General features: G+C 64.0%; 19 protein-coding genes. 12 read left to right on the forward strand and 7 right to left on the reverse strand.

What is annotated here, in order from left to right; genetic code table 11:
- Positions 1-98 precede the first annotated feature (98 nt).
- On the forward strand, positions 99-2699 hold the full coding sequence (gene clpB / locus CXR25_RS17235; RefSeq protein WP_125240809.1) for an ATP-dependent chaperone ClpB: 2601 nt from the start codon (positions 99-101) through the stop codon (positions 2697-2699).
- A gap of 137 nt (positions 2700-2836) precedes the next feature.
- On the opposite strand, the gene CXR25_RS17240 is transcribed toward clpB, so the two are convergent.
- The 3 genes from CXR25_RS17240 to CXR25_RS17250 form a co-directional block, all read right to left on the reverse strand.
- The gene (locus CXR25_RS17240) at positions 2837-3946 is read right to left on the reverse strand and encodes an HTTM domain-containing protein (protein ID WP_009881849.1); all 1110 of its coding nucleotides are present in this window, start codon (positions 3944-3946) and stop codon (positions 2837-2839) included.
- Complete coding sequence (locus tag CXR25_RS17245) at positions 3936-4727, reverse strand: DUF5819 family protein (protein ID WP_009882333.1); 792 nt, start codon at positions 4725-4727, stop codon at positions 3936-3938. The genes CXR25_RS17240 and CXR25_RS17245 overlap by 11 nt, the downstream gene beginning before the upstream one ends.
- Before the next feature lie 263 nt (positions 4728-4990).
- On the reverse strand, positions 4991-6166 hold the full coding sequence (locus tag CXR25_RS17250; RefSeq protein ID WP_125240810.1) for a CaiB/BaiF CoA transferase family protein: 1176 nt from the start codon (positions 6164-6166) through the stop codon (positions 4991-4993).
- A 209-nt stretch (positions 6167-6375) separates the two neighbouring features.
- Between CXR25_RS17250 and CXR25_RS17255 the strand changes: the two genes are divergently transcribed.
- Entirely contained in the window at positions 6376-7398 is a 1023-nt protein-coding gene (locus CXR25_RS17255) for an agmatine deiminase family protein (RefSeq protein ID WP_205676960.1), read from the forward strand.
- Positions 7399-7580: 182 nt separating this feature from the next.
- Positions 7581-7955, forward strand: coding sequence for a hypothetical protein (locus CXR25_RS17260; protein ID WP_009882330.1), 375 nt, complete (start codon positions 7581-7583; stop codon positions 7953-7955).
- Positions 7956-8022: 67 nt separating this feature from the next.
- Here the strand turns inward: CXR25_RS17260 and cls are convergent, their stop codons facing one another.
- On the reverse strand, positions 8023-9519 hold the full coding sequence (gene cls / locus CXR25_RS17265; RefSeq protein ID WP_125240811.1) for a cardiolipin synthase: 1497 nt from the start codon (positions 9517-9519) through the stop codon (positions 8023-8025).
- Between the two features lie 234 nt (positions 9520-9753).
- On the opposite strand from cls, the gene CXR25_RS17270 reads away from it, so the two are divergent.
- Positions 9754-10452, forward strand: a complete 699-nt coding sequence (locus tag CXR25_RS17270) for an NUDIX hydrolase (protein ID WP_114385130.1) — start codon at positions 9754-9756, stop codon at positions 10450-10452.
- A 79-nt stretch (positions 10453-10531) separates the two neighbouring features.
- On the opposite strand, the gene CXR25_RS17275 is transcribed toward CXR25_RS17270, so the two are convergent.
- Together CXR25_RS17275 and CXR25_RS17280 are read right to left on the reverse strand one after the other, a co-directional pair.
- A complete protein-coding gene (locus CXR25_RS17275; protein ID WP_114385103.1) occupies positions 10532-11386 on the reverse strand; it encodes an enoyl-CoA hydratase-related protein in 855 nt (284 codons plus the stop codon).
- A gap of 32 nt (positions 11387-11418) precedes the next feature.
- The gene (locus CXR25_RS17280; RefSeq protein WP_114385104.1) at positions 11419-12699 is read right to left on the reverse strand and encodes an MFS transporter; all 1281 of its coding nucleotides are present in this window, start codon (positions 12697-12699) and stop codon (positions 11419-11421) included.
- Between the two features lie 173 nt (positions 12700-12872).
- Here CXR25_RS17280 and CXR25_RS17285 point away from each other — a divergent pair, with 173 nt between their 5' ends.
- From CXR25_RS17285 to CXR25_RS17300, 4 genes are all read left to right on the forward strand, one after another.
- Positions 12873-13313, forward strand: a complete 441-nt coding sequence (locus tag CXR25_RS17285) for a TM2 domain-containing protein (protein ID WP_235350412.1) — start codon at positions 12873-12875, stop codon at positions 13311-13313.
- Positions 13314-13420: 107 nt separating this feature from the next.
- Positions 13421-14986, forward strand: a complete 1566-nt coding sequence (locus tag CXR25_RS17290) for an FMN-binding glutamate synthase family protein (protein WP_096178015.1) — start codon at positions 13421-13423, stop codon at positions 14984-14986.
- Between the two features lie 55 nt (positions 14987-15041).
- Entirely contained in the window at positions 15042-15611 is a 570-nt protein-coding gene (locus CXR25_RS17295; protein ID WP_009882322.1) for a dienelactone hydrolase family protein, read from the forward strand.
- Between the two features lie 221 nt (positions 15612-15832).
- Positions 15833-16813 (forward strand): hypothetical protein, encoded by a 981-nt coding sequence (locus CXR25_RS17300; protein ID WP_125240812.1) that lies wholly within the window; start codon positions 15833-15835, stop codon positions 16811-16813.
- 84 nt (positions 16814-16897) lie between these two features.
- Here CXR25_RS17300 and CXR25_RS17305 read toward each other — a convergent pair whose 3' ends face one another.
- Positions 16898-17701, reverse strand: coding sequence for a 3-oxoacyl-ACP reductase (locus CXR25_RS17305; protein WP_009882320.1), 804 nt, complete (start codon positions 17699-17701; stop codon positions 16898-16900).
- A 167-nt stretch (positions 17702-17868) separates the two neighbouring features.
- Between CXR25_RS17305 and CXR25_RS17310 the strand changes: the two genes are divergently transcribed.
- The 4 genes from CXR25_RS17310 to CXR25_RS17325 all read left to right on the forward strand — a co-directional run bounded on the left by CXR25_RS17310 (position 17869) and on the right by CXR25_RS17325 (position 23884).
- On the forward strand, positions 17869-18957 hold the full coding sequence (locus CXR25_RS17310) for a hypothetical protein (protein ID WP_069601055.1): 1089 nt from the start codon (positions 17869-17871) through the stop codon (positions 18955-18957).
- Between the two features lie 127 nt (positions 18958-19084).
- Positions 19085-20113 (forward strand): 3-oxoacyl-ACP synthase III, encoded by a 1029-nt coding sequence (locus tag CXR25_RS17315; protein WP_125240813.1) that lies wholly within the window; start codon positions 19085-19087, stop codon positions 20111-20113.
- Positions 20114-20120: 7 nt separating this feature from the next.
- Complete coding sequence (locus CXR25_RS17320; RefSeq protein ID WP_096178005.1) at positions 20121-22862, forward strand: alpha/beta fold hydrolase; 2742 nt, start codon at positions 20121-20123, stop codon at positions 22860-22862.
- Positions 22863-22897: 35 nt separating this feature from the next.
- On the forward strand, positions 22898-23884 hold the full coding sequence (locus tag CXR25_RS17325) for an NAD-dependent epimerase/dehydratase family protein (RefSeq protein WP_125240814.1): 987 nt from the start codon (positions 22898-22900) through the stop codon (positions 23882-23884).
- Positions 23885-23929 lie beyond the last annotated feature (45 nt).

Below are 23929 nucleotides of genomic sequence, written 5' to 3' on the forward strand. Positions count from 1 at the left end.
GGGTTTTTCTAAAGCTGAGTGGAATAGACTCAACTTTGTTGGTGTTGAACTCTTCGAGAGCAATTACTGTTCACGGAACACTTGTGAAGGAGATGCGCATGGACGCACAGATGACAACCAAATCACGCGAGACGCTGCAGTCCGCGATCAATGACGTCGTGGCCAGGAGGAACAACCAGGTCGAGCCCGCCCACGTGGTCGCGGCGCTGCTTGATCAGCCCGACTCACTGGCCTCGAACCTGGTGACCAAGGTCGGCGCCGACCCCCGGACCGTGCTCGCCGCTGTCCGTTCGACCATCGACGGCTTCCCCACCGTCAGCGGGCAGACCGTCGCCCAGCCGGGACTCTCGCGCTCCGGACTCGAGATGATGAATCTCGCGCAGGAGGAGATGACGAGCCTCGGCGATCAGTTCGTGTCGACCGAGCACCTGCTGCTCGCGGCAGCCGCAGGCAAGGACGGGGCAGGCGAAGCCCTTCGAGCCAACGGCGCCGGACGCGATGCGCTGCTGGCTGCCCTGCCCGAGCTGCGCGGAGGCAAGAAGGTCACCTCGGAAAATCCCGAGGACACGATGCAGTCGCTGGAGAAATACGGCGTCGACCTCACCGCCACCGCACGTGAGGCCAAACTCGACCCGGTCATCGGCCGCGACAAGGAGATCCGACGGGTCATCCAGGTCCTCTCCCGGAGGACGAAGAACAACCCGGTCCTCATCGGCGAACCAGGCGTCGGCAAAACCGCCGTCGTCGAGGGACTGGCTCAGCGGATCGTGGCCGGAGACGTGCCCGAATCCCTGCGCAACAAGACCCTGATCAGTCTGGACCTGTCCGCAATGGTCGCCGGAGCGAAGTACCGCGGTGAATTCGAGGAGCGGTTCAAGGCCGTTCTCGAAGAGATCAAGAACGCCGATGGTCAGATCATCACGTTCATCGATGAGCTCCACACCGTCGTCGGAGCCGGAGCCACCGGTGACTCGGCGATGGATGCCGGCAACATGCTCAAACCGATGCTCGCCCGCGGTGAACTGCGCCTCGTCGGCGCAACCACCCTCGACGAGTACCGGGAGAACATCGAGAAGGACCCTGCCCTGGAACGCAGGTTCCAGCAGGTCTACGTCGGTGAGCCCAGCGTCGAGGACACGGTCGCGATTCTGCGTGGCCTCAAGGAACGCTACGAGGCCCACCACAAGGTCTCGATCAACGACGGCGCCCTGATCGCCGCGGCCACCATGTCCAATCGCTACATCACCGGGCGTCAGCTGCCGGATAAGGCCATCGACCTCGTCGACGAGGCCGCGTCCCGACTGCGCATGGAGATCGACTCGGCTCCGGTCGAGATCGATGAGCTCCGCCGCGCGGTGGACCGACTGAAGATGGAGGACATGGCCCTGTCCAAGGAAACGGACACGGCTTCGATCGAACGCCTCGGCGCCCTGCGTGCCGACCTTGCCGATCGGGAAGAGGAGCTACACGGCCTCGAGGCCACCTGGGAATCCCAGCGTGCCGGCCTCAACCGTGTCGGCGATCTGAAGACGAAGCTCGACGATCTGCGTTCCCAGGCGGACAAGGCCCAGCGCGACACGGACCTGGAGACCGCCTCACGTCTGCTCTACGGGGAGATCCCCGCCGTGCAGAAGGAGATCGACATCGCCGAGGCAGAGGAGGCCAACGCTGAGACCGAGACCGATCCGATGGTCAGCGATCGGGTCTCGAGCAATGACATCGCCGAGGTGGTCTCCGCGTGGACCGGCATCCCCGCGGGCCGCCTGCTCCAGGGGGAGATCGAGAAGCTGCTGGGCGCCGAGGATGTGCTGGGCAAGCGTCTCATCGGCCAGAAGAATGCTGTCACCGCGGTCTCGGATGCGATCCGACGCTCACGTGCCGGCATCGCCGACCCGGACCGTCCGACGGGCTCATTCCTGTTCCTCGGACCCACGGGTGTGGGCAAGACGGAGCTGGCGAAGTCCCTCGCCGACTTCCTCTTCGACGATGAGAAGGCCCTGATCCGCATCGATATGAGCGAGTACGGGGAGAAGCACACCGTGTCCCGTCTCGTCGGTGCCCCTCCGGGCTACGTGGGCTATGACGAGGGCGGTCAGCTCACCGAGGCTGTGCGCCGTCGCCCCTACTCCGTCGTCCTCCTCGATGAGGTGGAGAAGGCTCACCCGAGCGTCTTCGACATCTTGCTGCAGGTTCTCGATGACGGTCGCCTCACCGATGGCCAGGGCCATACGGTCGACTTCCGGAACACGATCCTCATCCTGACGTCGAACCTCGGTTCGCAGTTCCTCGTCGACAGGTCGCTGAGCGCGCAGGAGCAGAAGGATGCGGTGCTCGGCGTCGTGCATTCGACGTTCAAGCCCGAGTTCCTCAACCGCCTCGACGACATCGTCCTCTTCGATGCTCTGAGCACCGAGGAGCTGTCCTCGATCGTCGACCTGCAGATCCAGCGTCTGGCGTCTCGACTGACCGAACGGCGGATCACGCTTGAGGTCACGGATGCCGCCGAGGACTGGCTCGCGCTAGAGGGCTATGATCCTGCGTTCGGTGCCCGGCCTCTGCGCAGGCTGGTCCAGCGCGAGATCGGTGACAAGCTGGCCCGCGCGCTGCTGGCCGGCGATGTGGCCGACGGAGACGACATCGTCATCGGCCTGCCCGAGGATCCGGAGACCACCGGACTGGAGCTGCGCCCCAAGCGGTGACGCGCCGCGTAGTCGGTGATGCGCCGCGTAGGTGAGCAGTGAGGGCCCCATCGAAGTTTCAGAGCTCTGCTTCAAAGTCGAGCTCTCAAACTTCGATGGGGCCCTTCCGCTGTGTCCGCGAAGCGACGCTTAAGAGGTCAGCGCGAGGACTTCGCTTTCGCCCGTTCCATGCCGTCGCTCGTCGACTTCCACCAGCGACTCACCAGCTTGTGGAGCTTTTCGAAGCTGCGGTCGCGGATGAAGATGGCGTCGACGGCGATCATCGTCAGCGAGAACCAGGGCAGTCCCATCAGCAGGGCGATGCCCAAGTGGAAGGACAGAATGCCCAGGAGGCCGATGATTCGCGTGTACCTGTTGAAGAGCATGAACGGGAACGCGCACTGGAACAGCACCGAACCCCAGGAGATGGCCACGACCATCGGCCCCCAGGCGGTGAGCAGGTCAGAGAGCACCGGCCAGGTACCGAACTGCTGAGTCTGCAGCGGGTTGTACACCGCAAATCCGTGCTGCCAGGCGGCACCGCCTGCCTTGTAGAGACCACCCGACATGTAGATCGCACAGACCTGGAAGGCCAGCACGACGATCGCCAAGTTGTTGGCCATGATGAGGACCCAGCGATAACTGCCGCCATCGGTGTCGGGGAACTCCGGGTTCTGCTTTCTCTTGCGTTTGGCGTCCAATGACCATCGGCGAGTGGTGTCGGCGAAGAGCATCGCGATCATGAACATGCGATACGCGTTGTCACCCTGATCCCCGGCACCGTCGTTGAGCTCGATGAAGCTGACCCACAGGACGAGGTAGAAGGGCAGGACGATGCGTGTCCGCCATCCCAGGACGATGACGACGGCGAGGATCGCCAGACCGATCATCATGATGGTGAACAAGGCAGGGTTGGTCACTGCGCGGTGGAAGAGGGAGAACAGCCAGATGTTGGGGAAGTCGCTCTTGGGTTCGGCGATCTCACCGTTCCAGGCGCTGCCCACGCCGAAGGTGTAGTGCCGGGCGTTGAAGTTCGTCAGCAGAATGCCGAGCCCGGTCAGGCCGATGAGGATACGGGTCACCGCGAGACCATAAGTGGCGTGGTAACGCCCGGTGAGCATTTCCTCCAGCCAGTTCCACCCGCGTGAAATGCTGCCTAGGACGCGTGAGGCGAGCGGAATGTTCTCATTCGAATCCGCCTGCGTCTGCGCTTGTGAGTCCACTTCGGGTTCGTCACCCTTGACCTTGGTGTTCCTGTCACTGCTCATCTGCACACCTCACTTCATCGGAGGCACAGAAGTACTTCGCGAACTCCTCATCAGACTGGTGTGGTTCGCTCACCAGTGCTCGCCACCCGACCGGAACCGGCTGGATGTTCGGTCGTTCGGCATCATCGTCATTGCGCTGCGCGAACGGGACGACGTTCTGCCGAGCCGCCTGGTACTGGACGCGCTGGACGTCCTCGCCCCAGATCGCCTTGGCCACCTGTGTCGCATACGCCGTGGCCAGGTGCTCGCTCTCGAGATATCCGCCCACAGCACCATCGGGGTCCTCGTACTCCTTCAACTTCGTCGTCAGTCGGTCGACCGAGTCATCACCCTTGAAGTAGTCGAGCTTGACGATTGCCTTCTGATCATTGGGCAGGTCCTCCCACGATCCCTTGATATCGGAGGCTACTCCGATGCCCAGGCCGGCCGAGCGCGGCGGGAAGGGCCTGTAGGTCGAATGGTCGAGTTCGACATCGGTGGCTCGCACCCAGTCGGTGACCTCTTCGCCGCCGCCGTCGGTCTTGACGACCGCGCGGACGTCGAAGTAGTAGTCGCCGTTGATCGGCTCAGGAGCGAATACGCTCCATGACTGACCCCACAGGGGAATCATGTACTCCGAGAGCAGGTTCCCGGGGATCACCTGTCGCGCCGTCGACGACGGGGCGATCCAGAGGAAGCTTGCGAGCAGGTGGAACGCGGTCAGCAGCATGGCCACAACCATCAGTACGCGTTTGACGACCGGCCTCCCGGCGGCCTTCGTCTCAGTCTTGTCTGTGTCCATCTCAGTCCTGGATTATGGGCGCCACTTCGCGAAATCCGCCTTGACCAGAAGTGGACTGCTCAGGATCTCCCCAGTGACTAGGGTGCTTTCATACAGACTCTAGGGTACGTCAGTGAATCCGGAAGTTCAGCCCGAACAACCCAGGTGTTTTACGAACCCACCCTGTTCCCACGCCTGCCGCAGCCAGAGTTCATGCGCCTGAGGTCATGACTGGTGCCATGACGTCGACCATGACTCTGGTCGTGACGGTGAAGTGACTGCCCTCATCGTTGACCGCGCAGCCATTCCTTGACCGCGTCGGTGCTCTCCCCCAAGGTCGGCGGCGCAAGATCGTAGCTGGCCGGAGTCTCTGACAGACGGATCGGATTGGCCACCGTCGGGATCACGCGATCCCCGGCCCCCGCCTCGGCGACGGGCTCAAGTCCCAGCGACGATGCCAACTCCACACCCTGGGCGATCGTGTTGATCGGGGCACACGGAAGGCCGGCAGCGGAGAGGATGTCGAACCACTCCTGATTCGTCTTCTCACTCAGTGCGGCGATGAGTTCGGGTTCGAGTTCTCCACGATTCTCGTTGCGGTCGGAGAAGTTCGCGAAGCGTTCATCCTCGGCCCACTCGGGGTGGCCGAGCACGGAGGCCAATGACTTGAACTGGTTGTCATTGCCCACGGCGATGATGATCTGACCCTCGGCTGTGGGCATCGGCTGGTAGGGGTAGAGGCTCGGGTGGGCGTTGCCCATGGCCTGCGGAACGACGCCACCGGCAACGTACGCCGAGGTCTGGTTCGCCAGTCCCGACAGCGCCGAGGACAGCAGGTTCGTCTCAACCAGCTGCCCCTGACCGGTGTCCTTGCGGTGGGCCAATGCGGCCAGGATCCCGACCGTGGTGTGCAGACCGGTGAACACGTCGACGACGGCGACACCGGCCTTGACCGGGCCCGACTCCTGGGATCCGGTCACGCTCATGAAACCCGACAGCCCCTGGATGAGCAGATCGTAGCCGGGCTGCGGGTTGTCGCGCCCGAACCCGGTCACCGAAGCGTAGATGATGCCTGGATTCTCGGCCTTGACGGTCTCGTAGTCGAGCCCGTACTTGGCCAAACCACCGGCCTTGAAATTCTCCACCAGAATATCCGCCCGCCGGGCCAGTTCCTGTGCCAGCCCCAGGTCGTCTTCGTCCTTGAAGTCGAGGACCACGGAATGCTTGTTCCGGTTCGCCGTGAGGAAGTACGTCGCATCGTCCCCGCGCCGAGGTGGCGCCCAGTGCCGAGTGTCATCACCGGTCCTGCCCTCGACCTTGATGACCGTGGCCCCGAGGTCCGCGAGCATCATCGTCGCGTAGGGCCCCGCGAGCACTCGTGAGAAGTCAGCGACGACCACGCCCGACAACGGGCCCGTGCCCGAGCGAGAGAAGAGTTCCTGCAGATCCTGCTGTTCCACGTACTGCCTCCCATGGCGAGTTCGAACCCTGTCATCCAGGAATCCTGTCATTCACGTCAGACTATACGGACCCGCCCCTCACCGCCCGAGGTGGTGCCTACATCGCCCAGAGTGGTGCGAAATCCGTTGACCCCCAGGAGCCGAATCTCGCTACACTCGGGACAAGCCACGCTTCCTCAGACTCGAAGGGATGAACGATGACGTTTCACATGCCCGCGGAAACAGCCGCCCATGACCGCATCTGGATGGCATTCCCATCCTCTGGATACGCCTTGGGCGATACCGAAGATGAGGCAGAGGCCGCCCGCCGCACCTGGGCCGCCGTGGCCCGTGCCACCAGCGAGTTCACGCCGGTGACTGTGGTGGTGTCAACGTCGCAGACAGACCATGCCCACCGCCACCTCGGCGAGGGGATCAGCCATCCGATCACCGTCGTCAACGCAGAACTCGATGATGCGTGGATGCGTGACATCGGTCCCAGCTTCGTCGTCGACGACAACGGTAAGCTGCACGCCGTGGACTGGGTCTTCAACGGCTGGGGCGCTCAGGAATGGGCGACATGGGATCACGATCAGCACATCGGCCGCTTCGTTGCGAACCAGGCCGGCGTCCCGATCCTGGACTCCCAGCTGCGCAATGAGGGCGGTGGCTTCCACGTCGACGGGCAGGGCACGGTGCTGGCCACGCGCAGCGTGCAGCTGGATCCGGGCCGCAACCCCGACCTGACCGAGGCCGATGTGGAGGCCGAATTCGCCCGCACCATCGGGGCGAAGAAGGTCATTTGGCTCGACCACGGTCTCTACCGCGACAATCAGACCTTCGGCACGCGCGGCCACGTCGACATCGTCGCGGCCATGCCCAGCCCTGGTGTCGTCCTCATCCACGATCAGCGCAATCCCGAACACCCGGACTTCGAGTTCTCTCAGTCGCTCAAGACCCAGTTCAGGGCCGAGACCACAGCGGAGGGCCAGCCCTTCGAGGTCGTAGCGATCCCGGCGCCCGAGGTGCTGCGCGATGACGAGGGGTGGGTCGACTACTCCTACGTCAACCATCTCGTCACCAATGACGGGGTCATCGCCTGCACCTTCGACGATCCGATGGACGCCGAGGCGGTGTCCGTGCTTGAGCAGGTGTACCCGGGCCGCAAGGTCGTCGGCGTCGACGCTCGCGAACTCTATGCTCGCGGCGGAGGAATCCACTGCATCACCCAGCAGCAGGCCACAGTGAGCTGAACGCCGCTGAACTGTGTGCTTTCTACAAACCTGAGACGATATTCTTTCACGAGGGAACCATCTGCAGTATAAGGTGGTGAACCAGGACACAGTGCCGATGCGCACGACCGCCGTTCACCGTCGGTCCGAGCACTCACACGTGTTGCATGCAGTCACGGCAAGCTGAGAAGGAGAGCAGGAAAATGAAGAAGCGATTGATTCTCCTGGCTGGTCTGGGAGTCGGTTACGTACTCGGATCACGCACCGGACGTCAGAGCTACGAGAAGCTCAAGGCCCAGGCACAGGATCTCTGGACCGACCCGCGAGTGCAGGACACCGTTGAGAAGGCGAACCAGTCGATCCGCGAGAAGTCACCGGCTGTCGCCGATGCTGTCCAGACTGCAGCCGACAAGGTCAACTCCGCTGCCGGAGCCGGTGCAGCCTCCACGGGCAGCAAGTCCGCCGGCACCCCAGGTGCCACGTCCACGGGCACCCCCGAGGTCAAGGACGATGTCATGGCTGACCCCATGCGCGATCTCGATGACGAAGGCCCATCCGGACTCTCCGAAGACACCTGAGGCTCGTAAGCGACGACGCTCCCGCACACTGATCGGTGTGCGGGAGCGTTGTCTTATCCTGTCCAGTTCAGAGCAGCGAGCTCGTGAGCCTGGCGACGTTCTCCACATACTTGTGCAGCAGCGGCCGATCGTTCCAGCGTTCGGCGTCGAGCTCGACGGAGTTCGGCGCGTACCGCTGCGCTTCGAGGTCGTACATCCGCTGGGTGAACTCCTTGTCGACGATGAACATGGTGACCTCCATGTTCATCGCGAACGATCGCTCATCCATGTTCGAGGATCCGATGATCGAGACTTCATCGTCGATCATGAGAAACTTCGAATGCAGCACGGTCGGGGCGTGGTACAGGAAGATCCGGACTCCGGCCCGCACCAGATCGGCGTAATAGGACTGCTGGGCCCGTTGCGTCACCCAATGGTCGCTCGTCTCCCCCACATACAGGCGCACGTCGACTCCGGACCGGGCCTCTGTCGTGAGCGCGTGCATGAGCGACTCGTCGGGCACGAAGTACGGTGAGCAGACGACGACGCTGCGGTTCGCGTTGTAGATGAGGTGATTGAACAGACGCAGATTGTTCTCGTCTTCGAACCCTGGTCCAGACGGCACCACCTGCGCCTGGATGCCGCCGTTCTGCGGTGCCCGGAGTTCCCCTTGCGAGGCTTCGTCGAAGAGTTCCCCCGTCTCCGAATACCAGTCCGTGATGAAGACCGCATCGAGTTCATCGACGACTGGGCCGCTGCACTTCAGCGACAGGTCCATCCATTGGAAGCCCTTCCGCAAGTTGCGTCGCTTGTTGTAGGACCGGTCGATGATGTTCTGCGACCCGGTGAAGGCGACCTCGCCGTCGACGACGAGGATCTTCCGGTGGTTGCGCAGGTCGGGTCGCTGGTATTCGCCCTTCCAGGGACGGATCGGCAGGGCTCGGCGCCACGCCACTCCCGATAAGTTGAGCCGCTTGACCAGGTCCGAGTAGCCGGGATATCCCAGTGAACCCAGATGGTCGATGAGGATTCTCACCCGAACCCCGCGCTCGTGCGCGGCCAGCAGCGATTCGAAGAGCCGCCTCGTCGTGTCATCGATGGCGACGATGTAGAACTCGAAGTGGACGAACCGAGTGGCCGCATCGATCTCGTCGGCCATCGCCTCCATGCAGGCGTGGTTGTCGATCTGCAGATCGAAGGCGTTGCCGTGCGTCATCGGCAGCGCGCCCAGTTCGAAGTTGAGCTGCGCCGCGGTGCTCAGCGGTTCGGGCATGTGGGCGGAGTCGCCGATGATCGCCCGATCATCGGTCTGGTCCCGGAAGATGTCGTTGACGAGCACCTGTTTGTCCCGCCGCCTCTTCGGCAGCTTCGCCGAGCCGAGCAGCAGGAACGCGAGAATTCCGACGTAGGGGATGAGGAAGATTGCGAGCAGCCAGCCGAGCGCGACAGATGGTCTGCGGTTGTGCGGAATCCAGCCCAGCGCAACGATGCGGATGATCATGTCGATCGCCAGAAGTGTGACAATCAGCCAGTTCGGCCACGCCTGATCGATTGAGAAGAAAAGATAGTTCTCCAATCTGGTCATGTCCTTACTCTTCCGGTCTGCGGGCCGTCAACGCCGGGTGCCGCGCTCAGACTCCCAGGCACCAGAGCTCAAGCTGCCTTGAGAAACTCGCCGTCGCTCTCGTCTGGCACCATCGTATCCTGCCGCATGATTTCCAATGAGTTCGCCCCAGCGGCCCACCCCGCCTCCGCCGAGGACAACAGTCACAGTCATAATGGAAGGTGACGAGCAGACACAGAGGCGAAGGTGCTGACAGTGATTCGAGAAATCTCCCCCGAGGGGTCCGACCGTTCGGACCTCGCCGATTCCTCCAGCCGCGGGCCCGATGTGCCCGACCCGCACGCCGTGCCGATCAAACCCGCCGTCAGCGTGCTCATGATCCGCGACGGTGCCACGGGGCTCGAGGTCTTCGTCCAGCATCGGGTGTCGACGATGGACTTCGCCGCCGGCGTCGTCGTCTTCCCCGGCGGCCGCGTCGATCCCATCGATGAGCAGACTGCGGCCTCCATCGCGGTCCCCGATCCGCAGAGTCATCAGGCAGCGTGGAAGGACTCCACCATCGCCGAGGTGGCCGACGGTTGGCGCATCCTGCTGGCCACCGCTGTGCGTGAGGTCGAGGAGGAGACCGGCGCCGTGCTCGATCCTGCCGGCTTGAAGCCGTGGGCGAACTGGGTCACCCCGGCCGGACGGCCTAAACGCTTCGACACCTATTTCTATGCCCTCTCGGCCGGTGACCTCGAGTCAGCCCACCATCAGACCACCGAAGCCCATTCGAGTGAATGGATGCCAGTGGCCGAGATCCTGACCGCCGAAGCCGAGGAACGCCTCAAGCTCATGCGCCCGACACTCGTGCTGCTGCGTGAGCTCGACACGTTCGACACCGTCGCCGAGGTGGTCGGATCCGCCCGGAGCATCGACCCGGTCCGCCCGGAGTTCCCCGGCAAGCACGGCTGAGCCTCGCCGGGTCGTCACGGCTGAGCCGCGGCGGGCCGTCAGCTGAGCGGCCGGCACATCACAACTGCGTCGCTGCGCCTCAGCCCTTCGACCGCTTGGCCATGCGCGCCAGCCGATCTGTGACGACTTTGCGCTGCTCGTCGGTGCCGATGAGGGAGGCCAAGGCCTCCTGCTCGGCATCGAGGCCAGTGGCCAGGTCGGCCTCAAAGGAGAGATCGACGAGCTTCTTCGCCCAGACGAGCGCCGAGCGTGATTTTCCGGCGATGTCGGCGGCGAGCGCAAGGGCTCGCTCGACCGGGTCCTCGGCGACTTCTTCGACGAGACCGATCCGCAGGGCTTCCTCGGCTCCGATGGCCTCACCTGTGGCGATGAGCTTCTTCGCCATTCCGGGTCCGACCAGGCGCGGCAGGAGCTGAGTCCCGCACATGTCCGGGATGATCCCCCATTTGATCTCCATCAGCGAGAGCTGGACGTCGGGTCCGGCGATGCGGATGTCCGTGCCCAGCGCGATCTGCATCCCGCCGCCGAGCGCCGGACCCCTGAGTCCGGCGATGACCGGAACCTCGATCAGGGACCACACGTGCACGGCCTTCTGCGCCAGCGCCCGAGCGGACCCGAGCCGCTCACCCACGTCGACGGCGCCTTCGGCCGGTGACTCGGACCCCGCACCCGCCTCGGCGGAGGTCGTCGCGGTGCCTTCCTCCGCGAGCCTGGACATCTCGGTGAAGTCCAGGCCAGCACTGAACGCCCGCCCGCGGCCGGAGAGCACGACGGCCCTGACCTCAGTCGATTCCCTGAGCGCGAGGCCGACCTCGACGAGGTCTTCGAACACCTCTCTGGTCAGTGAGTTGAGCTTCTCGGCGCGGTCGATCTCCACATGGGCGACGCCCCGGTCGATCGTATAGGTGACGTTCGAATGTGCTGCGTGGGGCATGAAGTCCTCCGGTTCTTAAGCTGAACGAATGATCAGCTGCGTTTCTTGAACCCTATCGAAGCCCCGGTCAACGTCAAGATGAGAACGGCGAACAATGAGGTCATGCACATCACGACCACGCCCGGCCACGCGAAAACGGTGAACAGAACCGCCGACAGCCAGGCGCCCAGGCTGGTGCCCAGATAGTAGACGGTGAGATAGATGGCCGCCGATCGGGTGGAGTCGACACCGGGCCGTGAGGCGCTGGCTGACGCGGATGCGCCCGTGTGGCCGAGGAAGAAGCCGCCGGTGAGCAGGGACATGCCGATGATGATCACCGGCAGATCATCGACGAGAGTGAGTCCGGCGCCGACAAGTGCTGTGACCATCCCGATCAGTGTCAACGAGGTGCGCGAGAGCCTCGTGGCCAACCGACCGTAGTACGTGGTGACGACGGTGCCGACGAGGTAGATGAGGAAGAACAGTGCGACTGCGCCTTCGCTCAGCCGCCAGGGATCATGCTGCAGCCGAGTGCCGAGCATCGTGAAGGAGCCGCCGAAGACGATCATGCACAGGAAGCCGGTGAGGTAGATCCGCCACAGCCCCGATCTCAGCGGAATGATCGCCCGCCGAGGTGGCTGCGCGGTGTCCGCTGCTGCCGAGGATTCTGCATCGGACGTCGACTCCTGCTCTGTCGCCGCCGGTTCCGGCGCAGTCGTCGACGATTCGCGGGCGGCGATCACTCGTGAGGTGGTGAAGAGATCGTGGCGGAGCAGCCAGACCACGATGAGCCCGAAGACCAGAGAGACTGCCGCGGTGAACGCCAGGCCGCCGTGCCAGCCGAGGCCCTCCGCGGCAAGACCGGTCAGGAGCCGGGAGGAGAGTCCGCCGATCGTGTTGCCGGCGATGTAGACACCGATAGCGCCGGGCAGTGCCTTCGCCGGCAGCCGCAGCGAAAGATAGGCCATTGCGGTGGCAGGCACCGAGGCGATCGCCACGCCTTGGAGGAAGCGGACCGCGATGAGCAGTTCGGGGCTCGGCATGAACGGCAGGATGAGCGCGAGGAGCGCGGCCAGGACCACGCCGCCGGCGATCTGCCTGGCATGCCCGATGCGCGGGGCGAGCACGGAGAACGGGATGAGGAAGACGGCCATGGCAACGTTGGTGGCGGAGACCGTCAGGCTCGCTGTGGGAGCGTCGATGTCGTAGGCGCCGCGGATGGCGGGGAGCAGTCCCTGCGTCTCATAGAGCACGAGGAAGACCGAGACTCCGGCCAAGAACACCGCCACGATGGTTCGCCGAGTACTCGTCGCGCTCGGCTCACCAGTACTCATAGATCCAACGCTATGCCGATACTGGGGAAAACCCCAATGCGCGAACACTCACGTGCTTCCTAGGCTGTACTCAGATCCCCCACCTGACGCCCATCCCCCGGTTCTCCGCGGCACGTCGATCACATCACGTCGCCGCTCCCCGGAGAGCGGCGACGCAAGAGAAGGAGAACACCGTGTCCGTGTCGCCTCTGGTCCCCGAACTGCCCTCCATCGACCCCTTCGATTCCCTCAATTCCCTTGACTCCCTTGAACGTCCGGGTTCCGTGAAACGACCGAACTCCGACAATGAGGCCGAGCACAACCATCCCAACCGCTCCTTCTTCGTCACCTGGCTCCTATCGCTCCTGCTGGGCTTCCTCGGTGCCGACCGCCTCTACACGGGACGTTTCCTCACCGGCGGGCTCAAGCTGGTCAGCCTCGGCGGACTGGGCCTGTGGTGGGTCATCGACCTCGTCATCGTCATGGCCGGCGGACTTCGCTACGACAACCGTCCCCTCAGCGGTTACGACTCCTGGAAGGAAGTCGCGTGGATCGCCACGGGGTTCCTCCTCATCATCGGCTACTCCCTCCAGCTCGACGAACTGGTCCAGGCGCTGCTCATACGAGTGTTCTGAGCCAGACGGGCGGAAATTTAGCCCACCCTTTCCTGAAATCCCCGTGTTCTCGGTTTAGGCTCGCATCAAGCACAGACCGAAGAAGTTCAAGGAAAGGTCGGTACCCCATGGTCAGCCAGCCCGGAGGAGACTCAACAGGAAAGCGCGTGGCTCAGGCCGCTGCCGCCGTCTCAGCGCTCGGCCTCGGCGCCCTCGCCGCCTGGGATGTGACCCAGAAGAAGCATTCGATCCTGCGCAACTATCCGGTCGCCGGTCACGCACGGTATCTGCTCGAGTCGATTCGCCCAGAGATCCAGCAGTACTTCATCGAGCGGAACTGGGATGGCCGTCCGTACAATCGCAACACTCGCGCAATAATCTACGAACGCGCCAAAGGCAAGCACTCCGAAAGCGCCTTCGGGACTGAACGCGATGTCAATCGCACGGGCTACGAGGCCCTCATGCACTCCACGGTTCCGATCGCGAGCTCCCCCACTCCCCCGCGGATCCGTGTCGGCGGGGCGGAATGCACACAGCCCTATGACATCTCGCTCCTCAACGTCTCGGCCATGAGCTTCGGATCGCTGAGTGACAATGCGGTGCGCTCGCTCAACAAAGGCGCCGCCCTGGGTGGGTTCGCCCAGGACACCGGAGAAGGCTCGATCACGCCCTATCACCAGGAGTTCGGCGGCGACCTGATCTGGGAGATCGGCACCGGCTACTTCGGCTGCCGAACCCCCGAGGGCGAATTCGCTCCGGACGTCTTCGCCCAGAAAGCACAGGACCCACAGGTCAAGATGGTCTCTCTCAAGCTTTCCCAGGGTGCCAAACCCGGCCTCGGCGGCGTCCTGCCCGGCCCGAAGGTCACCGAGGAGATCTCAGAGATCCGCGGCATTCCCGTCGGCAAGACCTGTGTCAGCCCACCGAACCACAGCGTGTTCTCGACGCCGATCGAGCTCCTGCAGTTCATCGAGCAGATGCGAAAGCTCTCCGGCGGCAAGCCTGCTGGTTTCAAGCTCTGTGTTGGTTCGCGCACCGAATTCCTCGGCATCTGCAAGGCGATGGTCGAGACTGGCATCACTCCAGACTTCATCATCGTCGACGGCTCTGAAGGCGGCACGGGAGCTGCGCCGCTCGAATTCGAGAACCACGTCGGCCTGCCCCTGACACAGGGCCTGATGATCGTGCACAACGCGCTCATGGGTGCGGGACTGCGGGATCGCATCAAGATCGGTGCGGCAGGGAAGATCGCGGCCGGTTCCGACATCGTCAAGCGACTCATCCAGGGTGCCGACTTCACGATGGCAGCTCGTGCCATGATGATGGCCGTCGGCTGCATTCAGGCTCAGGTCTGCCACACAGGCAAGTGCCCCGTCGGCGTGGCCACACAGGATCCTCGCCGAGCTCGCGCCATCGATGTTCCCGACAAGTCGACTCGCGTGAAGAACTACCACGACGGCACCGTCACCGAGGCCGTGCGCCTGATGGCTTCGATGGGCGTGGCCCATCCGGATGAGCTGGAACCGACGATGCTGCGTCGCAATGTCTCGGAGTCTGAGTCCTGGTCCTACGCTCGTCTCTACGACTGGCTCAAGCCCGGCGAGCTGCTCAGCGGCGCTCCCGATGACTGGGCTGCCGATTGGGAGACGGCACAGGTCGACTCCTTCGCCATCCCGCACGGCCGCAGCCGCTGAGTCATACCTTGAGCCGCGGCAGTGCTGGATTCAACTGAGACAACAGGAGATCGCCATGGCAACCCTCGTTCTGCTCCATTCCGCACTGGGCAAGACTCCCGGCGTCGAAGCGATCGCCGATCGATACAGAGCCGCCGGGCACACCGTGCTCACCCCCGATGTCTACGAGGGACGCACGTTCACCACCGCCGAGGCCGGGGTCGGTCACTCGCAGGACGTCGGGTTCTCTCAGCTGGTCGATCGGGCTGCCGCGGCCTGTGCTGACCTGACTGGTGAGATCGTCTTCGCCGGGCTCTCCCTCGGTGCCGGCATCGCCCAGCAGATGGGCAAGAACGACGCGCGGGCACGGGGCGCGCTCCTCTTCCACGGCGGCGGCTTCCCCAAGCCCACGCGATGGCAGGAGAATGTGCCCGTCCAGATCCATTTCTCAGTCGATGACGAGTGGAGAGACGCAGCTGCGCCACAGACTCTGCTGGAGTCGGCTACCCGAGCGGGGGCGCAGGCGGAGTATTTCCTCTACCCGGGCGGGAGTCACCTCTTCAGCGATCCGCTGGTCGCTGACTACCGAGGGGACAGCGCGCAGCTGCTCCTCGACCGCAGTCTGGCGTTCCTCGACAAGGTCTGAGGCCCTCGGCTCGCTCCCACCCAACAAACGTCGAGAGCCGTCCGATCAATCGTCGAGAGCCGACCGCACCGGCCAAAGCCGACTCCCTGAAGTCGCCCGCCGCCGCTACGGTCGGCCTTCGGCGAATTCGCATTCTCCGGACTAGCAGAATCTGCGATTGCATCCGCTTCAATACTTAGCATTTCATTGCGTTTAGTATCGTTTGATGCCATTATCGTTAGATGGTTCAGGTTTACATGAAACAGGACCTTCTCAGATTCGGCTTGACCGATGATGACGTCCGCCGAGCGCAGCAGTGTTGCCTGCAAAAGATTCGGCGTGGGCACTATGCTGTGGTCCGCCCTTGCAGTTCACCGCATCATGCCGTTCTGCACTCGCCTGGCGCTGCCGAGCCGATCTCTTATCCCCAGACTTTCGGCGATATCCGAGACCAGAGCGAGAACCTCAAACCCTTGATTCGTTCGCGACTGCACGAGCTCCGCTCCGGAGACGTCTTCTCTCACATCTCGGCTGCTCTGATTCACGGCATTCGCCCGCCGTTCCCTGCAACCGACAGGGCCGAGATCATCCGTACCGGTTATCACGAGAACTTCCCAACATTGCGCATCTATAACCGCATCGTTCCACCGGCAGACCAGACCACCATCGGCGATTTTGCGGTCACAGATCTCTCGCGCACGCTCTCCGACATCGCTCATGACTACCCATTGGAGATATCCGTACCGATGATCTCCGAGGCTCTTCGAGCCGGCAACATCAGCAAGTCCGACCTTTTCGAGCAGATGAAGATTCGTCGAAGAGGGTGCAGAGTTGCGAAGCAAGGCATCGAGCTGTCCGACCCGCTGCATGAGTCTCAGGGCGAGTCACTCTGTGCGGTGAAATTCCACAGATTCTCCATCGGAGAGATGATTCCGCAGGTGACAGTGCACGATCGCGCTGGGAAGTTTCTCGGCAGATGCGACTTCAAGCACGCAAGACTTCCGTTGATCGTGGAGTTCCATGGTCTGGGCAAGTACTACCTCAATGAGTCCGGACCAGATCGAGCCAGCAAGGACAACCATGCTCGGCACATGCGGCTCGCCAATGCCGGGTTCACAGTCTTCAATTTGGTCTGGGCCGATCTCTTTCGCAGCGAAATGTTCACTGCCATCAAGAAGCACATCGCCGAGAGCCGACCGCACCAGCCAAAGCCGACTCCCTGAAGTCGCCCGCCGCCGCTACGGTCGGCTCTCGACGAAAGTTCACGAGCCGGTGCGGAGTCGCTCCTGACTTCGGCTGCCGGCGGGTCAGCCCATCACCAGGCCGTTGTCGACGACGAGGTTCTGGCCCGTCACCGCGCGTGAGGCCGGCGATGCGAAGAACACCACCGCCGAGGCGAATTCCTCCGGAGTCGTCACGTGACCCAGCGGAGTCTGTGCCGCGATCTGGTCGAAGACCTCCTCCGGCGTTGCCGAGGAGGCGTCGGTGGTGCGCAGCAGACCACCGGAGACCATGTTCACTCTGACTCCTGAGGGGCCGAGATCTTTTGCAAAGGTCCTGGTCAGGGACAGTAGAGCCGCTTTGGCCGCCGTGTAGTCGTGGTACGGCACGACCGGGTTCTGGACGAGGTTGGATCCGATATTGATGACCCGGCCCGATCCGATCTCACGGAATCCGCTCATCGCGGCCTGGACGGTGTTGAGCGCGGCACCGACGGCGCCGCGGAACTGGTCGGTGAAATCGGAGAAGTCGATCTCGTCTGCCGGCTGTCGTTCCTCCCCGTTGAAGGAGAAGTCGACGAGGGCGTTGTTGACCACCGTCGACACGGGCGCGCCGAACTCCGCATGTGCGGCGGCGAACATGGCGTCCACGGCACGTGAGTCGGTGACATCGGCCTCGATCGCCACCGCACGTCCGCCGCGGGCCCGGACCGCCTCGGCGAGTTCCTCCGCTGCTTCGGCCGAATAGCGGTAGTTGATGACGAGCGCGGCCTCCTCGTGCGCGAAGGCCTTCGCGATGGACGAGCCCACACCGCGCCCGGCTCCTGTCACGAGGACGATCTGCTGGTCAAGCGGCATAGCCGATGATGTGAATGCCTGGGCGTTGCTCATCGCGATTCTCCTTCGAATGCTGGGCGGTCCTCACTGCTCGGGAGGCCGTTGCAGGTCGTGATCTCACCCTACATTCGCGGCCCGTCCCGTGGGTGAACGTGAATACCGCCCCGATCCTCCTTAGACTGAGTACTCGACCATCGTTGTCCATCCCCAGGAAGTCCTTCATGAGCGAGCTCGGCGCCAGCATCTCAATCGGAGTCCTCGCAGCACTCGTCGTCCTCATCATCTACATCATCGCGGCTCGGATCGGGCGATGGCAGCCGGCTCCGCAGCGTGGGCCACAAGGCGGGCAGACGCAGCCAGGCTACGGTCCCGGCGGCACCGGTCAGCCGGGCCACGCACCGGGTTCACGGCCACGGGGCGGCTCATACGATCAGTCGACCCGAGCCTATGACCAGCCGACTCGTGCCTATGATCAGTCGACTCGGGCCTATAACCAGCAACCCGAGCGCGTCTACGGAATGACCGAGGACGAGACCCGCGTCATGCCCGCGGCCGGCACCGATTCCGACGAGCGCGCCACGAAGGCGCAGCTGCGGGACAACATCGGCCAGTCGGGGCAGATGGTCGAAACGAACCGTCGTGCGGCCACGTCGTCCAACGGTGACACGCTGGCGGTGTTCACATATATCTTCGGCGCCGCCCTCATCGCCGTCATCGCGTTCGTGTTCTTCAACAACCTGCTCCTGCCCGCGACCGTCGGTGCCCTGGCCGGAGCGATCATCTGCGTGGCTCTGGCCTCGACCTACACGCTGAAGTCCCTGGCCTTCTGGCCGGACAATTCGACGATCACCATCATCAACCTCCTCGTCGCCTTGGCCGCCGCCGTCGCCATGTTCATCGGCGCGGAGCAGACCGAACGCGACGGGTTCACCCTGGGCCGGATCACCGATTCCTTTGACGCGCTGCCCTTCAGCGAGGGATTCACCGGTTTCGCCACCGCCATCGCTGATCGTGTCGTCGAGTTCTTCCGCGAGTTCGGCTTCATGGGCTTCATCTTCGCGCTGCTCATGGGTGTGGGATGCATCATCGTCTTCACCCTCGCCGCGAAGTCGCTCATCGATGTCATGGACTGGCGCATCTTCGTGCAGTTCGGACGCTTCGTCACCGACCGCCCCATGTCCCATTCGCGTGCCGTTCGGTTCCAGTCCTCGAAGGTCTCGCACACGGTGACGTCGATCGTTTTAGCAGGAATCGCGATCCTCTGTGCGACGGGAATGGCCTATGACGGATTCACCTGGTTCACTCGCTGAGAAACAATTCAGCCTGAGGGATATAAGATAGTCTCCGGACTTCCCCCGTCGTGGCGCGCTTCATAGGGTGCGTCGCATCGGCCCAGCAGACTACGACGAACGACCCGCAAAGGGATGAGAACCTCAATTGGCGAACGGCAACGCAACATTCAGGCACTCGAACGTGGCGCTTCTCGGCCTGACCGAGATCCTCGCCCCGAACGAAGTGACCTCCCAAGAATTCGACGAGCGCCTCGCCGATACCCTGTCCACCCTCAATCTGCCAACCGGTCTTCTGCAGCGCGTCGCCGGTGTCGACGCACGCCGCAACTGGGACGTGCCGAGCCAGTTCGCCGATGGAGCGATCGCGGCCGGTAAGAAGGCCCTCGCCGAGTCGGGGGTCTCTCCCGAGTCGATCGGACTGATGGTCAACACCTCAGTCACGCGTGAGCACCTCGAACCCTCTGTGGCCGTCGGCGTCCACGCGGGCATCGGTCTGGGCTCGCAGGCGATGAATTTCGACATCACCAACGCCTGCCTGGGCTTCGTCAACGGCATGACCTTGGCTGCGAACATGATCGACGCCGGACAGATCGAGTACGCGCTCGTCGTCGCCGGTGAGGATGCCTCCCGCGTCCAAGAGGCCACACTGGCCCGACTGACCCGTCCCGGCATCAGCCGCGAGGAATACCTCAACGAGTTCGCCTCCCTGACACTGGGGTCCGGTGCCTCCGCCGCCGTCCTCGGGCCAGCCGACAAGCACCCGGAGGGCCACCGCATCCTGGGCGGCATCACCCGTGCCGCGACCCAGCACCACGAGCTGTGCGTAGGCGATCACAACGGAATGTTCACCGACACCAAGGGCCTGCTGGCCGGCGGTATGGAACTCGTCGTCGCCGCGTGGGAGGAAGCCCACGAGGACGGTTGGGACTGGCGCGAGATGGATCGCTACGTCATGCACCAGGTCTCCGACGTGCACGTGAACTCAATCACGAAGGCCGCGAATCTCGATCCCGATCGGATTCCGGTCACCTATCCCGAACTGGGCAATGTGGGACCGGCATCCCTGCCGATCACGCTCAGCCGTGAGGCATCACACCTCAAGCCCGGCGACCGCATCCTGTGCATGGGAGTCGGGTCGGGACTCAACACCGCAATGACCGAAATCGAGTGGTAGAGGTTCAATGAGATTTCCTGCACGGCCGGCTCAGACTCCCCCGAAGCTGCCCGAGTGGGACCCTGCCTGGTCCCGAATCGTCGAGGCCAGGACTCCCGACGGGCCGCATTCCTTCCACGTCCTCGACACCCTTGAGGTGCTGCGCGGCGAAGGGCTGGAACCAAGCGGCACGATCCTTGCCCTGCACGGCAATCCGACCTGGTCATACCTGTGGCGACACCTCGCGCAGGCGACGGTGGACATCGCCCGGTCCGGTGGTCGCGTGTGGCGTCTCATCGCCCCCGACCAGCTCGATATGGGGTTCTCAGAGCGGCTGAGCCATGAGTCGCTGCCGACTCCCCACGGTGCCGAGGTCCGTCGCATGTCCCAGCGCATCACCGATTTCGATGCCGTCGTCACACCCCTCCTCGCCGAGGTTGCCGGCAGTGCCGCACCCAACGCCGGGACTGCACCCAACGACGGAGCTACGTCCGTCGATCATCCGATCGTGACGATCGGTCACGACTGGGGTGGCGTCCTGTCCCTGGGCTGGGCCTCACGCAACACCGATCTCGTCTCCGCCTCCATCAGCCTGAACACGGCCGTCCACCAGCCCGAGGACGCCCCCATACCGGCACCCCTGCGGGCCACACTGGCCGGGCCCATGCTCCCGACTGCCACCGTGGTCACCGACGGATTCCTGCGGGTGACGATGAGCCTCGGCGATCTCGATCCAGAGATCAAGGACGCCTTCCGCTCCCCCTATGACAACGCCTCTCTGCGTCACGGGATCGGTGGCTTCGTCGCCGACATCCCCGTCGATGAGAACCACCCGTCCTATTCCGAGCTCCAGCGCGTGGGTGCCGACATCGCCGCCAACGAGCACCCTGCGCTCCTCGTGTGGGGACCGAAGGACCCGGTGTTCCTCGAACGCTACCTGCGTGATCTGCGTCAGCGCCTGCCCCAGGCCGATGTGCACCGCTTCGAACTAGGCTCGCACCTGGTCAGCGAGGACTACGATGTCGCCGGAGTCGTCACCGACTGGCTGAAGACACAGTTCCCTGCCTCGACGGACACGAACGCCGACAACGTGCAGTCACCGGACGCAGAACCCCCGGCACGCGGGGTCACCGCGATCCTCGACGCACGCCACGATGACGAGTCCATCGCCTCGGTGGACTTCGCCCAGAACCCTGCGCAGCAGATCTCCTGGCGCCATCTCTGGCACGTGACGACGAGCATCGCGGGCGGTCTGCTCGAACTCGGTGTGCGCCCCGGTGATCGGGTCTCCATGCTCGTGCCACCCGGCAACAACCTCACCGCGGCCCTCTACGCCTGCCTGAAGATCGGTGCGGTCGCCGTCGTCGCCGACGCCGGGCTCGGACCGAAGGGCATGACCCGGGCAACCACCTCGGCGGATCCGCAGTGGATCATCGGGGAACTGCCGGGACTGGGCCTCGCCCGCGCCTTCAACTGGCCCGGACGCCGCATCTCCGTATCCCCGCTGGGAGCGGTGCAGGCCAAACTCCTCAAGGTCGAAACCAGCCTGACTGCGCTTTCGCGCACCACACACCACGCACAGCTGCCAACCCCGGCAGCCACCGACGATGCGGCGATCCTCTTCACCTCCGGATCGACGGGACCGGCCAAGGGCGTGCGCTACACCCACGGCGACATCTCAGCCCTGGCAGCAGTGCTGACCCGCGTCTTCGATGTCCGCGAAGGCACCGGCCTGGTCGCCGGCTTCCCACCCTTCGCGCTGTTGGGACCGGCCATCGGGGCCACCTCGGTGACTCCGGACATGTCCGTGACCAAGCCGAAGACTCTGACGGCCAGCGCCATCTCCGATGCGATCATCGCCGGTCATTCCACGATGGTCTTCGCCTCCCCTGCCGCGTACAAGAACGTCGCAGCCACCGCCTCTGACCTCGATGAGGAGCAGAAGGCCGCCTGCGCGCGGGTCGAACTCGTGCTCTCGGCAGGTGCCCCCGTGCCGCTGGAGCTGATGGATTCCATCGCCGAGGTGTTCCCGAACGCGAGCATCCACTCGCCGTATGGGATGACCGAGGGTCTCCTGCTGACCGACATCGACCGTGCCGGTGTGGCCGCCGCGGACGCCACGGCCAACCTCGGCGTGTGCGTGGGCCGCCCCATCGACGGCGTCGAACTGGCCCTGGCTCCGATCGACGACTCAGGTGCATCCGCGGATGTGCTGGAACAAGGCGTTGACGCACAGGGACACCTGGGCGAATTCGTCGTCAGCGCCGCTCACATCAAATCCGGCTACGACAACCTCTGGGCCACCACCGCGGCCTCGGCACGCGATGACCTCGACGGTCGGACCTGGCATCGGACGAACGACATCGGCCACATCGACGCCGAGGGACGCGTCTGGCTCGAAGGTCGCCTGCAGCATGTGGTCACCACACCGCGAGGACCTGTGGGTCCCGGTGGCCTCGAGGCACTCATCGATTCCGATGAGCAGGTCAGCCGCTCCTCGATCGTGGGCATCGGCCCGGCTGGAACGCAGTCGCTGGTGGCCGTCCTCGATGCTGAAGGGACCGAGCTGTCTCCCGGTCTGGCACCGCTGGACCTGACCGCGCGCCTGCGGGAACTCGTTGCCGACACTGTCGGACACGACCTCACAGCGGTCCTCATCGCTCCCACATTCCCGACCGATATCCGCCACAATTCGAAGATCGATCGATCTCGTTTGGCGACCTGGGCCGACCACGTCTTATCCGGCGGTTCGGTGCGCACCAAGGTCTGAATTCCGTCCGTTTCCCGTCCGTCTGAGGAGTCTTCATGAAGATCACCGTCACCGGCGCCTCCGGGCTCCTGGGGTCATCCGTCGCTCGTGCGCTGGTGGCAGACGGCCACGAGGTCACCACCTTGCAGCGTCGCCCCTCCTCGGTGGCCGGTGCCCGCGATGTCATCGGCTCGGTCACTGATCCGAGCCGCACTGCCGAAGCCCTCACCGGCGCCGAGGCGGTCGTGCACCTGGCAGCGAAGGTATCCATGATGGGCGACCCCAGCGAGTTCGAGGCCGTGAACATCGGCGGCACGCGGACCCTCGTCGATGCTGCTCAGGCAGCTGGTGTGAAGCGGTTGGTCCACATCTCCTCACCGTCGGTGGCCCATACCGGTGATTCGATCATCGGCGCAGGAGCAGGTCCGGCCTCCCCCGAGCTGGCACGCGGCGAGTACGCGCGAACGAAGGCCGCTGGGGAGCTCATTGCACTGGATGCCGATTCGCAGGACTTCAAGGTCCTCGTCCTCCGCCCCCACCTCATGTGGGGTCCTGGCGACACACAGTTGACGGAACGCGTCATCGACCGTGCACGGGCGGGCCGGATGCCGATTCTCGGATCGGGTGCCCCGCTAGTCGACGCCCTGTTCGTCGACAACGCAGTCGAGGCGATCGTTGCCGCCGTAGACGCTGTGGCGGCCACGCACGGCGAATCGTTGGTCGTGACGAACGGTCAGCCGCGTCCCATCGGTGAACTCATGTCGCGGATCGCGATCGCCGGCGGCGCCGAGGTGCCGAAGCTGCGCATTCCCGTGGGGCCCGCGTTGGCCGCCGGCTCGGTCGTGGAGAAGGCCTGGGAACTGGGAGAACACGACGATGAGCCTCCGCTGACGAGGTTCTTGGCCGAGCAGCTCTCCACCGCGCACTGGTTCAACCAGCGCCGCACCCAGAAGGTTCTCGGGTGGACGCCGCGCGTCAGCATCGAAGAGGGTCTGAGGATCCTCGCCGCACACTACTCGGGGGCAGCCTCAGACACGGAGTGATGCCGGGGCGAGGCCTGTTCCTCAGTCAGCGCCTTCGGCAGTCAG

The sequence above is a fragment of the Brevibacterium aurantiacum genome, assembly GCF_003932995.1.
In the GTDB taxonomy this organism is placed as follows: Bacteria; Actinomycetota; Actinomycetes; order Actinomycetales; family Brevibacteriaceae; genus Brevibacterium; species Brevibacterium aurantiacum.